This is a genomic window from Ramlibacter sp. GCM10027632 (assembly GCF_042675325.1).
Classification (GTDB): domain Bacteria; phylum Pseudomonadota; class Gammaproteobacteria; order Burkholderiales; family Burkholderiaceae_C; genus Ramlibacter.
Window position 1 is genome coordinate 209,604 of sequence record NZ_JBHTGW010000004.1, and the last position, 14,297, is coordinate 223,900.

Annotated in this window: 14 protein-coding genes; 5 read left to right on the forward strand and 9 right to left on the reverse strand. The window is 69.6% G+C overall.

The window, feature by feature from the left end; all coding sequences use genetic code 11:
• Window position 1: 1 nt before the first annotated feature.
• Genes ACFQZY_RS08475 through ACFQZY_RS08490 form a run of 4 tightly spaced genes read left to right on the forward strand, consistent with a single transcriptional unit; the run spans window position 2 to window position 3,870 of the window.
• On the forward strand, window positions 2-706 hold the full coding sequence (locus ACFQZY_RS08475; protein ID WP_377415052.1) for an ABC transporter ATP-binding protein: 705 nt from the start codon (window positions 2-4) through the stop codon (window positions 704-706).
• Window positions 707-739: 33 nt separating this feature from the next.
• On the forward strand, window positions 740-1,954 hold the full coding sequence (locus ACFQZY_RS08480; protein ID WP_377415054.1) for an ABC transporter substrate-binding protein: 1,215 nt from the start codon (window positions 740-742) through the stop codon (window positions 1,952-1,954).
• Between the two features lie 26 nt (window positions 1,955-1,980).
• Window positions 1,981-2,868, forward strand: coding sequence for a branched-chain amino acid ABC transporter permease (locus ACFQZY_RS08485; RefSeq protein ID WP_377415056.1), 888 nt, complete (start codon window positions 1,981-1,983; stop codon window positions 2,866-2,868).
• Window positions 2,869-2,886: 18 nt separating this feature from the next.
• Window positions 2,887-3,870 carry a branched-chain amino acid ABC transporter permease gene (locus ACFQZY_RS08490; RefSeq protein WP_377415058.1) on the forward strand — a complete coding sequence of 328 codons (984 nt, stop codon included), beginning with the start codon at window positions 2,887-2,889 and terminating at the stop codon, window positions 3,868-3,870.
• Here the strand turns inward: ACFQZY_RS08490 and ACFQZY_RS08495 are convergent.
• The 7 genes from ACFQZY_RS08495 to ACFQZY_RS08525 all read right to left on the reverse strand — a co-directional run bounded on the left by ACFQZY_RS08495 (window position 3,858) and on the right by ACFQZY_RS08525 (window position 9,887).
• On the reverse strand, window positions 3,858-4,739 hold the full coding sequence (locus ACFQZY_RS08495) for a carbohydrate kinase family protein (RefSeq protein WP_377415061.1): 882 nt from the start codon (window positions 4,737-4,739) through the stop codon (window positions 3,858-3,860). The two genes, ACFQZY_RS08490 and ACFQZY_RS08495, sit on opposite strands and share 13 nt — an antisense overlap.
• 37 nt (window positions 4,740-4,776) lie before the next feature.
• The gene (locus ACFQZY_RS08500; RefSeq protein ID WP_377415064.1) at window positions 4,777-5,871 is read right to left on the reverse strand and encodes a DUF3426 domain-containing protein; all 1,095 of its coding nucleotides are present in this window, start codon (window positions 5,869-5,871) and stop codon (window positions 4,777-4,779) included.
• Window positions 5,872-5,908: 37 nt separating this feature from the next.
• Complete coding sequence (prmA, locus tag ACFQZY_RS08505) at window positions 5,909-6,790, reverse strand: 50S ribosomal protein L11 methyltransferase (RefSeq protein ID WP_377415067.1); 882 nt, start codon at window positions 6,788-6,790, stop codon at window positions 5,909-5,911.
• A 7-nt stretch (window positions 6,791-6,797) separates the two neighbouring features.
• Window positions 6,798-8,147, reverse strand: a complete 1,350-nt coding sequence (gene accC, locus ACFQZY_RS08510; protein WP_377415070.1) for an acetyl-CoA carboxylase biotin carboxylase subunit — start codon at window positions 8,145-8,147, stop codon at window positions 6,798-6,800.
• On the reverse strand, window positions 8,147-8,608 hold the full coding sequence (gene accB, locus ACFQZY_RS08515) for an acetyl-CoA carboxylase biotin carboxyl carrier protein (protein WP_377415073.1): 462 nt from the start codon (window positions 8,606-8,608) through the stop codon (window positions 8,147-8,149). Before accB ends, accC begins: the two co-directional genes overlap by 1 nt.
• A 147-nt stretch (window positions 8,609-8,755) precedes the next feature.
• Window positions 8,756-9,295: a TlpA disulfide reductase family protein gene (locus ACFQZY_RS08520; protein WP_377415076.1), complete on the reverse strand. Its 540-nt coding sequence runs from the start codon at window positions 9,293-9,295 to the stop codon at window positions 8,756-8,758.
• A complete protein-coding gene (locus ACFQZY_RS08525; RefSeq protein WP_377415079.1) occupies window positions 9,282-9,887 on the reverse strand; it encodes a hypothetical protein in 606 nt (201 codons plus the stop codon). Before ACFQZY_RS08525 ends, ACFQZY_RS08520 begins: the two co-directional genes overlap by 14 nt.
• A gap of 85 nt (window positions 9,888-9,972) precedes the next feature.
• Here ACFQZY_RS08525 and mpl point away from each other — a divergent pair, with 85 nt between their 5' ends.
• Complete coding sequence (gene mpl, locus ACFQZY_RS08530; protein ID WP_377415082.1) at window positions 9,973-11,355, forward strand: UDP-N-acetylmuramate:L-alanyl-gamma-D-glutamyl-meso-diaminopimelate ligase; 1,383 nt, start codon at window positions 9,973-9,975, stop codon at window positions 11,353-11,355.
• A 126-nt stretch (window positions 11,356-11,481) separates the two neighbouring features.
• Here mpl and ACFQZY_RS08535 read toward each other — a convergent pair whose 3' ends face one another.
• On the reverse strand, window positions 11,482-12,603 hold the full coding sequence (locus ACFQZY_RS08535; protein ID WP_377415084.1) for a 3-deoxy-7-phosphoheptulonate synthase: 1,122 nt from the start codon (window positions 12,601-12,603) through the stop codon (window positions 11,482-11,484).
• 233 nt (window positions 12,604-12,836) lie between these two features.
• Complete coding sequence (gene tldD, locus ACFQZY_RS08540) at window positions 12,837-14,297, reverse strand: metalloprotease TldD (protein WP_377415086.1); 1,461 nt, start codon at window positions 14,295-14,297, stop codon at window positions 12,837-12,839.

Here is a 14,297-nt window from a genome sequence, read left to right on the forward strand (position 1 = left end):
CATGGCCCAGGAGCTGCTGGAGATTCAGGACCTGCACGCCTGGTACGGCGAGTCCCACGTGCTGCATGGCGTGAACCTCACGGTGAACGAGGGCGAGGTGGTCTCGCTGCTGGGGCGCAACGGCGCAGGCCGCACCACCACCCTGCGCGCCATCATGGGCCTGACCGGCCGGCGCACCGGCTCGATCCGCGTGGCCGGGCGCGAGGCCATCAAGCTGGCGCCGCACAAGGTGGCGCGCCTGGGCCTGGGCTACTGCCCCGAGGAGCGCGGCATCTTCGCCAGCCTCTCGGCGCAGGAGAACCTGCTGCTGCCGCCCACCCTGGCCGCCGGCGGCATGAGCGTGGCCGAGATCTACGAGATGTTCCCCAACCTCAAGGAGCGCGCCGCCAGCCCCGGCACGCGCCTGTCCGGCGGCGAGCAGCAGATGCTGGCGGTGGCGCGCATCCTGCGCACCGGCGCGCGACTGCTGCTGCTCGACGAAATCTCCGAGGGCCTGGCCCCGGTGATCGTGCAGAAGCTCGCCGAGACCATCCGCACGCTCAAGGCCAAGGGCTACACCATCGTGCTGGTGGAGCAGAACTTCCGCTTCGCCGCGCCCCTCGCCGACCGCTTCTACGTGATGGAGCACGGCAAGATCGTCCGCGAATTCGCGCAGCACCAGTTGCAGGGCAACATGGCCATGCTGCAGGAGTACCTCGGCGTGTGAGCGCCGCCCTTTTCGATGATGAAGGAGACCCCCATGAAACTCAGGAAGACCGTCGCAGCCTGCACCCTCGCCTTCGCCGGCCTCGCCGGACTGTCCGCCCCGGCCCAGGCGCAGTTCTCGGGTGACGTGATCCGCATCGGCATCATCACCGACATGTCCAGCGTCTACGCCGACATCGATGGCCCCGGCGGCGTCGAGGCGGTGCGCATGGCCATCGCCGACATGGGCGGCGCCATCAACGGCAAGAAGATCGAGGTCCTCTCGGCCGACCACCAGAACAAGCCCGACGTGGCCGCCACCAAGGCCCGCGAGTGGTTCGACACCCAGGGCCTGGACATGCTGATCGGCGGCACCAACTCCGGCGTGAACCTGGCCATGGCCAAGGTCGCCGCCGAGAAGAAGCGCCCCTTCATGGTGGTGGGCGCCGCCACCTCCGCGCTGACCAACGACCAGTGCACGCCCTACACCCTGCACTGGGCCTATGACACCACCGCCCTGGCCAAGGGCACGGGCGCCGCGGTGGTCAAGCAGGGCGGCAAGTCCTGGTACTTCCTCACCGCCGACTACGCCTTCGGCCACCAGCTGCAGGCCGACACCACCAAGGTGGTCGAGGCCAACGGCGGCAAGGTGGTGGGCTCGGTGCGCGCCCCGCTCAACGCCAGCGACTTCTCCTCGTTCCTGCTGCAGGCGCAGGGCAGCAAGGCGCAGATCCTGGGCCTGGCCAACGCCGGCGGCGACACCATCAACTCCATCAAGGCGGCCAACGAGTTCGGCATCACCAAGTCGATGAAGCTGGCCGGCCTGCTGGTGTTCATCAACGACATCCACTCGCTGGGCCTGAAGACCACCCAGGGCATGTACCTCACGGACAGCTGGTACTGGAACCAGAGCCAGGAGACCCGCGCCTGGTCGCGCCGCTTCTTCGAGAAGATGAAGCGCATGCCCTCCTCGCTGCAGGCCGCCGACTACTCGGCCGCCACCCAGTACCTGGCCGCCGTCAAGGCCACCGGCACCGACGACCCCGAGAAGGTGCTGGCCCACCTGAAGAAGGCCAAGTTCAACGACATCTTCATGAAGGGCGGCTACGTTCGCGCCGACGGCCGGGTGATCCATGACATGTACCTGATGCAGGTGAAGTCGCCCGACAAGTCCACCGAACCCTGGGACTACTACGAGGTCAAGCAGGTCTTCAAGGGCGAGGAGGCCTGGACCACCAAGGCCGACTCCAAGTGCCCCCTCTGGAAGTGACGCACGCGCCCCGCTGACCGGACCCCATGACTGAAATCTTCGGCATTCCCATCCAGGCCTTCCTCGGGCAGCTGATGCTCGGGCTGGTGAACGGCGCGTTCTACGCCATGCTCTCCCTGGGCCTGGCGGTGATCTTCGGCCTGCTGGACATCGTGAACTTCGCGCATGGCGCGCTGTACATGGTGGGCGCCTTCGCCGCCTGGATCATGCTGGACAAGTGGGGGATCGGTTACTGGTGGTCGCTGCTGCTGGCGCCGCTGATGGTGGGCACGCTCGGCGTGCTGATCGAGCGGAGCTTCCTCAAGCGGCTGTACGGGCTGGACCCGTTGTACGGGTTGCTGCTCACCTTCGGCCTGTCGCTGATCCTGGAGGGCATCTTCCGCGACCAGTACGGCGTCTCGGGCCAGTCCTACTCGGTGCCCGAGGAACTGGCGGGTGCGACCAACCTCGGGTTCATGATCCTGCCCAATTACCGGGCCTGGGTGGTGCTGGCGTCCGTCGTCGTGTGCCTGGGCACCTGGTGGCTGATCGAGCGCACGCGGCTGGGCGCCTACCTGCGGGCCGGCACCGAGAACGCGAAGCTGGTCCAGGCCTTCGGCGTGAACGTGCCGATGATGGTCATGCTGACCTACGGCGCCGGCGCCGCACTGGCCGCCCTCGCGGGCGTGCTGGCAGCGCCGGTGATCCAGGTCACGCCGCTCATGGGCTCCAACCTGATCATCGTGGTCTTCGCGGTGGTGGTGATCGGCGGGATGGGCTCCATCCTCGGTTCGGTGGTCACCGGCCTGGGACTGGGCGTGATCGAGGGCTTCACCCGGGTGTTCTACCCCGAGGCCTCCAGCATCGTCGTCTTCGTGATCATGGCCATCGTGCTGGTGCTGCGCCCCGCCGGCCTCTTCGGCAAGGAAACATGACCCGCCCGTCCTCGAGCCATGCTGTCTAAACTTTCCCGCCTCATCTACCTCGCGCTGCTGGCGCTGGCGCTGGCCGCGCCCCTGGTCGGCCTGTACCCGGTGTTCATGATGAAGCTGCTGTGCTTCGCCCTGTTCGCCTGTGCGTTCAACCTGCTGCTGGGGTTCACCGGGCTGCTGTCCTTCGGCCATGCGGCCTTCTTCGGCGGCGCAGCCTACGCGGCCGGCTGGCTCATGAAGTCCGGCGGCTTCACCCCCGAACTGGGCCTGCTGGCGGGCACGGTGATCGGCGGCCTGCTGGGGCTGGTGGTGGGCCTGATCGCCATCCGGCGCCAGGGCATCTACTTCGCCATGATCACCCTGGCGCTGGCGCAGATCGTCTTCTTCATCGCGCTGCAGGCGCCCTTCACCGGCGGCGAGGACGGCCTGCAGGGCGTGCCGCGCGGCCAGCTGCTGGGCCTGCTGCCGCTGGACTCGGACACCGTCCTGTACTACCTGGTGCTGGCGGTGTTCGTCGCCTGCTACCTGGGAATCCAGCGCATCGTCAGCTCGCCCTTCGGCCAGGTGCTGAAGATGATCCGCGAGAACGAGCCGCGCGCCGTCTCGCTCGGCTACGAGGTGGACCGCTACAAGCTGCTGGCCTTCGTGCTGTCGGCCGCCCTGGCCGGCCTGGCCGGCTCGCTCAAGACACTGGTGCTGGGCTTCGCCTCCCTGTCGGACGTGCACTGGTCGATGTCCGGCGAGGTCATCCTCATGAGCCTGCTGGGGGGCGTGGGCACCTTCTTCGGCCCGGTCCTCGGCTCGGCCATCGTGATCGGCCTGCAGAACATGCTGGCCGACAAGGTGGGCGCCTGGGTCACGGTGATCATCGGCGTGATCTTCGTGGTGTGCGTGCTGTCCTTCCGCAAGGGCCTGGTCGGCGAGCTGCTCGCGTGGATCGAGCGGCGCCGCGCGCGCGGCGCCGCGCCGGCGCAGCGGCCGGCCGCCGACGCTCAGAGCGTGTAGTTCTGCGGGCCCTTGCTGGCGATCTTGATCGCGCCGACGCGGTTGCCCAGCTCCGCGCACTTCGCCAGCGACCAGCCCTGCTCCAGCCCGTGCAGCAGCGCGCCGCGCCAGGCGTCGCCGCAGCCGGTGGGGTCGACCACGTCCTTCGCGGAGACCGGGGGCACGTGGGTCTTCTCGCCGTCGACCCAGACCTCGCAGCCCTCGCCGCCCAGCGTGATCACCAGGCCCTGCACGCGGCGCGAGATCTCGGCCGGCGTCCAGCCGGTGCGCTCGCACAGCATCTTGCCCTCGTAGTCGTTGACCGTGACCCAGGTGGCCTGGTCGACGAAGTTCGCCAGCTCGTCGCCGCCGAACATGGGCAGGCCCTGGCCCGGGTCGAACACGAAGGGGATGCCGGCGGCCTTGAACTGCTCGGCGTGCTGCAGCATGGCGTCACGGCCGTCGGGCGAGATGATGCCCAGCTTGATGTCGGCGCGCGGCTCGATGCGGGTGATGTGGGCCTGCATCATCGCGCCCGGGTGGAAGGCGGTGATCTGGTTGTTGTCCAGGTCCGTCATGATCATCGCCTGCGCGGTGTAGGTGTCGTCCACCTGGCGCACGAACTCGGTGCTGATGCCCAGCTTCCTCATGCGCTCGAGGTAACCGGCGCCGTCGCTGCCGACGGTGGCCATGGGCAGGGGCGTGCCGCCCAGGAGCTTGAGCGCGTAGGCGATGTTGCCGGCGCAGCCCCCGAAGTCGCGGCGCAGCGCCGGGACCAGGAAGGACACGTTGAGGATGTGCAGTTGCTCGGGGAGGATCTGCTGCGAGAACTTGCCCTCGAAGTTCATGATGGTGTCGAACGCGAGGGATCCACAGATCACGGCGGCCATGGTGTCGTCTGCCTTGTAGGAAAGAAAGGGAAAGGGGTCAGGGGTAGAAAGCCAGCAGCCGGTAGCCCGCGATGCGCGCGGTCGCCGGGCCGGGGGCCACGGCGAGGGTGAGCGTGGCGGTCCACTCGGTGCTGGCGGCCAGGACGGCCGGGGCCTCGGGGCCGAGGTCGGCGGGCTGCAGCACGCGCCGCAGCACGGGCTGGTCCTGGGTATCGGTGAGGGTCAGCTCCAGCGCCGGCAGGGCCACGGCGGCCGAGGACGGGTTGGAGAGCGTGACCGTGAGCCGGTAGGCGTCGGGCCGCAGTCGGCTGAAGCTCGAGCCGTCGATGGCGACCGCATCGATCTGGCGCGGCGGGCCGATGCGGCACTGGGGCGGCTGGCACAGGAGCTCGAGCGCCGGCTTCAGGACCGGGAAGGCGTTGGCCAGCCGGTCGCGGTGGTGCAGCGCGAGCTGGGCGGACAGCACCGCCAGCAGGGCCAGGGCCAGCAGGCCGAGCGCAGCCCGCACCACGGGCCGGCGCCAGAGCGCGCGGCGGCGGGCCTGGCGGACGAAGGAAATGTCCTCGAGCCGGGACGGGCCGGCGGCCTCGGACGCGGGCCCGGGGGCGTCGTCAGGCGTGCCGGCTGCGGCAGCGGGGCGCGTCTCCTCCGGCTGCAGCGATGCGGATGCCGCGCCGGGGGACGGCAGCTCGGGCCCGGCGGGGGCATCGAGCGTGGGCTCGATGCGGCCTTCGGCGGACGGATGCGGTTCGTGCGGTTCGGCCGGGCCGCCTGGCGCATCCGCCGAGGGCTCGCTGGCCCAGGGCGGAAGCTCGACGACCGTGTCCTGCGCCTCGGGCGCCGGCAGGTCCTCGACCGCGACGGTGGCTTCGAAGCCCGCGTCGGCTGCCGTATCCCGCGGCTCGCTCGGCGGCGCGGCGTGCGCCGGGGACGGGGCGAAGCGGCTGGCGTCAGCAGCGACGGAGGACGGGAGCGAGGCTGGCGCCAGGTCCGGCACCGACTGCACCACGGCCGAGGCATCGAACACCTCGCTGCACTGGCCGCAGCGCACCCAGCCATCGGAAATCTTGAGCTGATCGGGCACCACCCGGAACCGGGTTCCGCAAGCGGGGCAACGGGTGATCAGGCTCATGCGAAGGGCATTGTAGACAGGCCCGACGCGGCGCGAATCAGAAGCGCGCGGTCATGAGGATCCAGCCGTCCTCGGTGTCCGAGACCTCGAGCGAGGCATAGGGCGCGTAGGCTTCCTTGAGCTCGTCGGCCTGGCGCGCCAGGATGCCCGCGAGCACCAGCGAGCCGCCCGGGCGCACATGGCCGCACAGCAGCGGGGCCAGCACCTTCAGCGGCGTCGCCAGGATGTTGGCGAGCACGGTGTCATAGGTGCCTTGCGCCTTGTCCGGCAGGCCGGCGCGCAGGGAGGCCTCGTTGGCCTGGGCATTGTCCAGCGTGGAGCGCACCGCGGCCTCGTCGATGTCGACCGCGTCGATGTCGGTGGCGCCGAACTTGGCCGCGCCGATCGCCAGGATGCCCGAGCCGCAGCCGTAATCGAGCACGCGCTGGCCGGCCACCGGGTGGGTGGCGATCCAGCGCAGGCACATGCGCGTGGTCGGGTGGGTGCCGGTGCCGAAGGCCAGGCCCGGGTCCAGGCGGATCACCCGGGTGGCCTGCGCCGGCGGCTCGTGCCAGGTGGGCACGATCCAGAACTCGGGCGTGATCTCCACCGGCTCGAACTGGGACTGCGTCAGGCGCACCCAGTCCTGGTCCGGCACGGCGGCCACGCCCAGCAGGCGGCAGCCGCCGAAGAAGTCCTGCACCTGCAGCAGGCGCGCCGCCTCCTGGGCTGCGGCCTCCGTGGGGAACAGGGCGACCACGCGCGAGCGCTGCCAGCCCTCCTTGGGCGGCGGCATGCCCGGCTCGCCGAACAGGGCCTGCTCGGCCTCGGTGTGGGCGTCGGCGTCCTCGACGGACACGCTCAGCGCGTCCAGCGCGTCGAGCGCATCGGAGAGGACCTCGACGCGGTCCTCGGGGCACAGCAGGCTCAGTTCGAACATCAGGGGCTCAGCGCTTGTGGTGGCCCAGCCACTCTTCGAGGTAGTGGATGTTCGTGCCGCCGGTCATGAACTTGGCGTCCACCATCAGCTCGCGGTGCAGCGGGATGTTGGTGTTGATGCCCTCGACCACCGTCTCCAGCAGCGCGGTGCGCATGCGGGCCAGCGCCTGGTCGCGGGTGTCGCCGTGGACGATGATCTTGCCGATCATGCTGTCGTAGTTGGGCGGCACGAAGTAGTTGTTGTAGACGTGCGAGTCGACGCGCACGCCCGGGCCGCCGGGGGCGTGCCACTGGGTGATGCGGCCGGGCGACGGCACGAACTTGAACGGGTCCTCGGCGTTCACGCGGCACTCGATCGCGTGGCCGCGGATCTGGATGTCGCGCTGAGAGAAGGGCAGCTTCTCGCCGGCGGCCACCATGATCTGGGTCTTGACGATGTCCACGCCCGTGATCAGCTCGGTCACCGGATGCTCCACCTGCACGCGGGTGTTCATCTCGATGAAGTAGAACTCGCCGTTCTCGTACAGGAACTCGAAGGTGCCCGCGCCGCGGTAGCCGATCTTCTTGCAGGCGGCGACACAGCGCTCGCCGATCTTGTCGATCAGCTTGCGCGGGATGCCGGGGGCCGGCGCTTCCTCGATCACCTTCTGGTGGCGGCGCTGCATGGAGCAGTCGCGCTCGCCGAGGTAGACCGCGTTGCGGTGCTTGTCGGCCAGGACCTGGATCTCGATGTGGCGCGGGTTCTGGAGGAACTTCTCCATGTACACCGCCGGGTTGCCGAAGGCGGCGCCGGCTTCGGCGCGCGTCATGGCGACGGCATTGATCAGCGCGGCTTCGGTGTGGACCACGCGCATGCCGCGGCCGCCGCCACCGCCCGCCGCCTTGATGATGACGGGGTAGCCGATGGACTTGGCGATGCGGCGCACCTGCACCGGGTCTTCCGGCAGCTCGCCCTCGGAGCCGGGCACGCAGGGCACGCCGGCCTTGATCATGGCCTGCTTGGCCGAGACCTTGTCGCCCATGATCCGGATGGATTCAGGCGTGGGGCCGATGAACTGGAAGCCGCTCTTCTCGACGCGCTCGGCGAAGTCGGCGTTCTCGGAGAGGAAGCCGTAGCCGGGGTGGATGGCTTCCGCGTCGGTCACCTCGGCCGCCGAGATGATGGCGGGCACGTTCAGGTAACTGAGCGGCGACGGCGCGGGGCCGATGCAGACGGCCTCGTCGGCCAGCTTCACATATTTGGCTTCGCGGTCGGCCTCCGAATAGACCATGACCGCGGTCACGCCCAGCTCGCGGCAGGCGCGCTGGACTCGCAGGGCAATCTCGCCTCGGTTGGCGACGAGGATCTTCTTGAACATCACTCGATCACGAACAGCGACTGGCCGTACTCGACGGCCTGGCCGTTCTCGCACAGGATCTTGCTGATGGTGCCGGCCTTGTCGGCCTCGATCTCGTTGAGGATCTTCATCGCCTCGATGATGCAGATCGTGTCGCCGGCCTTGACCTGCTGGCCGACCTCGACGAAGGGCTTGGCACCCGGGCTGGAAGCCCGGTAGAAGGTGCCGACCATGGGCGACTTGACGGCGTGGCCGGCAGGCTCGGCCGGGGCGGCGGCCGGCGCGGGCGCGGCGGCGGCAGGAACGGCAGCGATCGCGGGGGCAGCGGCAGCGGCCACGACGGCCGGGGCGGCAGCCACCTGCACCACGGCAGGCTGGCCCTTGACGATGCGGACCTTGCCTTCAGCCTCGGTGATTTCCAGTTCGGAGACGTTGGAGTCCGACACCAGGTCGATCAACGTCTTGAGTTTGCGCAAGTCCATGAGGGTCTCCAGGGATCCTTGAATACGGTCTAAAGGGTGGAATGTACCGAATATTTCGCCAATTTGCGGCATTTTTCGGCATCTGGCGCTATTTTTCTTTTTCTAGCGGCCATTTGAGCGACTGGCGGAGCGGTGTCCGCCCTTGTCTCAGGTTCCGGCGGCGGCCTTCCAGGCCGCCAGCTCGGCAGTTGTCACCTGCCCCATTTTACGCTGCCTCACGGAACCGTCCGGCCCGAGCACGACAGTGAACGGCAATCCGCCTGAGGAATTTCCGAGGGCCTTGCCCAGTTCCGTGCCTTCAAGTCCGGCGAAGCCGATGGGAAAAGTCACGGGCGTGCGCTCCAGGAAACGCCGTACCGAACTGGGCTGGTCGATCGCCAATCCGATCACTTGCCAGCCGGATGCCGAATTTTCCCGGAAGAAGGCGTCCAGCATCGGCATTTCCTCGACGCAGGGCGGGCACCAGGTGGCCCAGAAGTTCACGAGCAGCGGGCGGCCGCGCAGGCTGGCCAGCGCCAGGGGGGGGCCGGCGGGGGTTTCGAAGGTCCTGCTCCACAGGCCCTCCGCGGCGGCATCCGCCAGCGGGGCGGGCTGCAGCCGCTTCCAGGCGATCAGGGCGCCGGCACCGGCGGCAGCGGCGGCGACACCGCCGACCAGCAGGCGGCGGCGCATTTCAGGGCTGGCCATCGGTCACCTCCTGGGCCATCAGGGCCCGCAGGTCGGCCAGGTCGCCGCGCGGCTGCCGGCCGCGGGCATCGCGGCGCAGGGCCCCGCGCAGGTCGTCATGGTCGTGAATGAGCAGGTGCAGGCCGATCATCTCGCCCAGCTCGGCGCAACGCACCGACAGGCTCAGGGCATCGACCGGCTCGCCCTGGAAGCCGGGGACGCTGCGGGCCTCGAAGTCGACGCCCTTGTCGATCAGGGTGATCTCGGCGGACTTGGGGTCGTCGCAGAACAGCTGCAGGTAGATGTCGGACAGGCGGGTGGCCGTGCCGTGCCAGACCGCCCCGCCCAGGTGCGGGCGGAACTCCGCGAGCCGCTCCATCCAGGTCGCGGCCAGGCGGCGCAGGGCCGCGAGCTCGGCCGGCTGGGTATCGGCGCAGAAGAGTTGAAGGTATTCACGGACCGAGGCCTCGACGGCGTCGTTGTCCGGGAGCGCGGTGCGCGCGGGCAGCCCGAGCTGCCGCACCGCACGGCGCTTGGCCGGGCCGTATTCCAGGCCCTCCTCCACCACCAGGCGGGCGGCGGTGGCGGCGATCTCCAAGGTGGCGCTTTGCATGACCGCGCGATTGTGCGCCTTCCCGGCGTCCGGCCCTGCGGCGCGGGCCCAAAGGCCACGGCCGGCCCCACGATAATCGGCGCCCATGCACATTCATATCCTGGGCATCTGCGGCACCTTCATGGGTGGCGTGGCCGCCCTCGCCCGCGAGGCGGGCCACCGGGTCACCGGCTGCGACGCCGGCGTCTACCCCCCCATGAGCGACCAGCTGCGCGCCCTGGGCATCGACCTGATCGAAGGCTTCGGCGCGGAGCAGATGGCCCTGCGGCCGGATGTCTGGGTGGTCGGCAACGTGGTCTCCCGCGCCCGGCTGCCCGACGGCTCGCCCAAGTTCCCCCTGATGGAAGCCATCCTGGATGCCGGCGCGCCCTACACCAGCGGCCCGCAGTGGCTGCTGGAGAACGTGCTCCAGGGCCGCCACGTGCTGGCGGTGGCCGGCACGCACGGCAAGACCACCACCACCTCCATGCTGGCCTGGGTGCTGGAGCAGGCGGGGCTGGAGCCCGGCTTCCTGGTGGGCGGCGTGCCGGTGAATTTCGGCGTGTCGGCCCGGCTCGGGAAGGGTCCCTGCTTCGTCATCGAGGCCGACGAGTACGACACCGCCTTTTTCGACAAGCGCAGCAAGTTCGTCCACTACCGCCCGCGCACCGCGATCCTGAACAACCTGGAGTTCGACCACGCGGACATCTTCGACAACCTGACGGCGATCGAGCGCCAGTTCCACCACCTGGTGCGCACGGTGCCGCCGTCGGGCCGCGTGGTGGTGAACGGGCTGGAGGAGAGCCTGGCGCGGGTGCTGCACCAGGGCTGCTGGAGCGAGGTGCGCAGCTTCGGCGCCGCGGTGAGCGACTTCACCGCCGAGGGCGAGCCGGGCGCGTTCGACGTGCTGCAGCACGGCCGCAAGGTGGCGCGGGTGGCCTGGTCGCTGGGCGGGGTGCACAACCAGCTCAACGCCCTGGCGGCCATCGCGGCTGCTGACCATGTGGGCGTGGCGCCCGAGGTCGCGGCGCGGGCGCTGGGCGCATTCGAGAACGTCAAGCGCCGCATGGAGCGGCGCGGCACGGTGCGCGGCATCTCGGTGTTCGACGACTTCGCGCACCACCCCACCGCGATCCGCACGACGGTGGACGGCCTGCGCCGCCAGCTGCAGCCGGGCCAGCGCATCCTCGCGGTGTTCGAGCCGCGCAGCAACACGATGAAGCTGGGCACCATGAAGTCCCAGCTGCCCTGGAGCCTGGAGCAGGCCGACCTGGCCTTCTGCCACGCCGGCGGGCTGGACTGGGATGCGCGCGAGGCCCTCGCTCCGATGGGCGCGCGCGCCCAGGTGGGCGACACCATCGACGCACTGGTGCAGCAGGTCGTCGCCGCCGCGCGCGAGGGCGACCAGGTCCTGTGCATGAGCAATGGCGGCTTCGGCGGGATCCACGCCAAGCTGCTGGCGGCGCTGGAGGCGGCGGGCCGGGGTTAATCCGCACCCCCCGGGCGGAAGGGCTTCAGAGTCCCTTCGGAAGCCCGGTGCTGGCCCTGGAAGTCCGGTCCACGGGGCGGCCGCTGGAGGAGCGGACGCCCCAGGCGTCCGCCAGCCCCCGGAGGGTCAACCGCGGCGGCGCTTCACCGCCTCGGCCAGCACGTCCAGCACCTCGACCGACTGGTCCCAGCCCAGGCAGGCGTCGGTGATGCTCTTGCCGTAGGCGAGCTTGTTCACGTCGTCCTTGCCCGGCGTGAACTTCTGCGCGCCGGCCTCGATGTGGCTCTCGACCATCACGCCGAAGATGCTACGGGAGCCGCCCTGGATCTGGCCGGCGATGTCCCGCGCCACGTCCAGCTGCTTCTCGTGCTGCTTGCTGCTGTTGGCGTGGCTGCAGTCGACCATCAGCGTGGCCGGCAGGCCGGCGGCCTCCAGGTCCTTGCAGGCGGCGGCGACGCTCGCCGCGTCGTAGTTCGGCGCCTTGCCGCCGCGCAGGATCACGTGGCAGTCCTTGTTGCCCTGGGTCTGCACGATGGCGACCTGGCCGTTCTTGTGGACGGACAGGAAGTGGTGGCCGCGGGCCGCCGCCTGGATGGCGTCGGTGGCGATGCGGATGTTGCCGTCGGTGCCGTTCTTGAAGCCGATCGGGGCCGACAGGCCCGAGGCCAGCTCGCGGTGCACCTGGCTCTCGGTGGTGCGCGCGCCGATGGCGCCCCAGGCGATCAGGTCGCCGATGTACTGCGGCGAGATCACGTCCAGGAACTCGCTGCCCGCGGGCAGGCCCAGGCGGTTGATCTCGATCAGCAGCTGGCGGGCAATGCGCAGGCCCTCGTCGATGCGATAGCTCTCGTCGAGGTAGGGGTCGTTGATCAGGCCCTTCCAGCCCACCGTGGTGCGCGGCTTCTCGAAGTACACGCGCATCACGATCTCCAGCGAGTCGGCGTACTTCTCGCGCAGCGGCTTGAGGCGGCGGGCGTAGTCGATGGCGGCAGCCGGGTCATGGATGGAGCACGGGCCGATGACGACCAGCAGGCGGTCGTCGGTGCCATTCATGATGTCGTGGATGCGCCGGCGGGTGTCCGCGATCAGCTTCTCGACGGGCGAGCCGCTGATCGGGAAGAACCGGATCAGGTGTTCGGGAGGAGGCAGCACGGTGATGTCCTTGATGCGCTGGTCGTCGGTCTGGCCGGTCTTGTCGACGGGGTGCGCATACCAGGCGTCGCTGGCGGGGGTGGACTTCGCGGACATCGGGGGCTCCTTCCTCAAGTGTTCAAAAAAAGAAATCGGATCAAGGGGACGAAAAAAAACCGCCGGTGGGGACCGGCGGTTTTTTCGGGATTCCTGTGTGCGTCTTGCTTCTGGGTACGCTCAGGTCTCTCGGCCGCCGGTGGGGCTGGAGAAAAACCAAAAGTAGCCAAAAAAGAAAACGCTGCTGCGAGGCATGGGGGGGCAATCTACCACAGGTTCCTGACGCGGCCGCGTCAGGCCGTTCCGCCCACGGTCAGGCCGTCGATGCGCAGCGTGGGCTGGCCCACGCCCACCGGCACGCTCTGGCCCTCCTTGCCGCAGGTGCCCACGCCGCTGTCCAGGCGCATGTCGTTGCCGATCAGGCTCACGCGGGTCAGCGCGTCGGGGCCGTTGCCGACGATGGTGGCGCCCTTGACCGGGTAGAGGACCTTGCCGTTCTCGACCCAGTAGGCCTCGCTCGCGGAGAACACGAACTTGCCCGAGGTGATGTCGACCTGGCCGCCGCCGAAGTTGGTGGCGTACAGGCCCTTCTTGATGGAAGCCACGATCTCGTCGGGCGACTTGTCGCCGCCGAGCATGTAGGTGTTGGTCATGCGCGGCATGGGCACGTGGGCGTAGCTCTCGCGGCGGCCGTTGCCGGTGGGCTTGACGCCCATGAGGCGGGCGTTGAGCGAGTCCTGCATGTAGGCGCGCAGGATGCCGTCCTCGATCAGCACGTTGCGCTGGGTGGCATGGCCCTCGTCGTCGACATTGAGCGAGCCGCGGCGGTCGGCGATGGTGCCGTCGTCGAGCACGGTGACGCCCTTGGCCGCCACGCGCTGGCCGATGCGGCCGGAGAAGGCGCTGGAGCCCTTGCGGTTGAAGTCGCCCTCCAGGCCGTGGCCGATGGCCTCGTGCAGCAGGATGCCGGGCCAGCCCGAGCCCAGGACCACGGTCATCTCGCCGGCGGGCGCGGGGCGGGACTCGAGGTTGGTGAGGGCCGCATGGACCGCATGGTCCACGTATTGCGTGACGCGCTCGTCGTCGAAATAGCCCAGGCCGAAGCGGCCGCCGCCGCCGTGCGAGCCGACCTCGCGGCGGCCGTTCTGCTCGGCGATGACGGTGAGGGACAGGCGCACCAGCGGGCGCACGTCGGCGGCCAGGGTGCCGTCGGCGCGGGCCACCAGCACCACGTCCCACTCGCTGGCCAGGCCGGCCATGACCTGCACGACGCGCGGGTCCTTGGCGCGGGCCATCTTCTCGGCCTTCTCGAGCAGTTTCACCTTGGCGGTGCTGTCCAGGGTGGCGATGGGGTCGAGCCCGGGGTAGAGGGCGCGGCTGGCCGCGACCTTGCGCGCCGGCACCTTGACCCGGCCCTTGCCGGCGGCCGCGCCGATCGCGCGCACGGTGCGCGCGGCGTCCAGCAGCGAGGCCTCGGAGATGTCGTCGGAATAGGCGAAGGCGGTCTTCTCGCCGCTGACCGCGCGCACGCCCACGCCCTGGTCGATGCTGAAGCTGCCGGTCTTGACGATGCCCTCCTCCAGGCTCCAGCCCTCGCTGCGGGTGTACTGGAAGTACAGGTCGGCGTCGTCGACGCGGTGGCTGCGGATCTCGGCCAGCGCGCGCGCGAGGTGGGACTCGTCCAGGCCGAAAGGCTCCAGCAGCAGGCCGCGGGCGGTGGCCAGGCGTTCGAGGGTGGGTTCGCGAGAGATCAT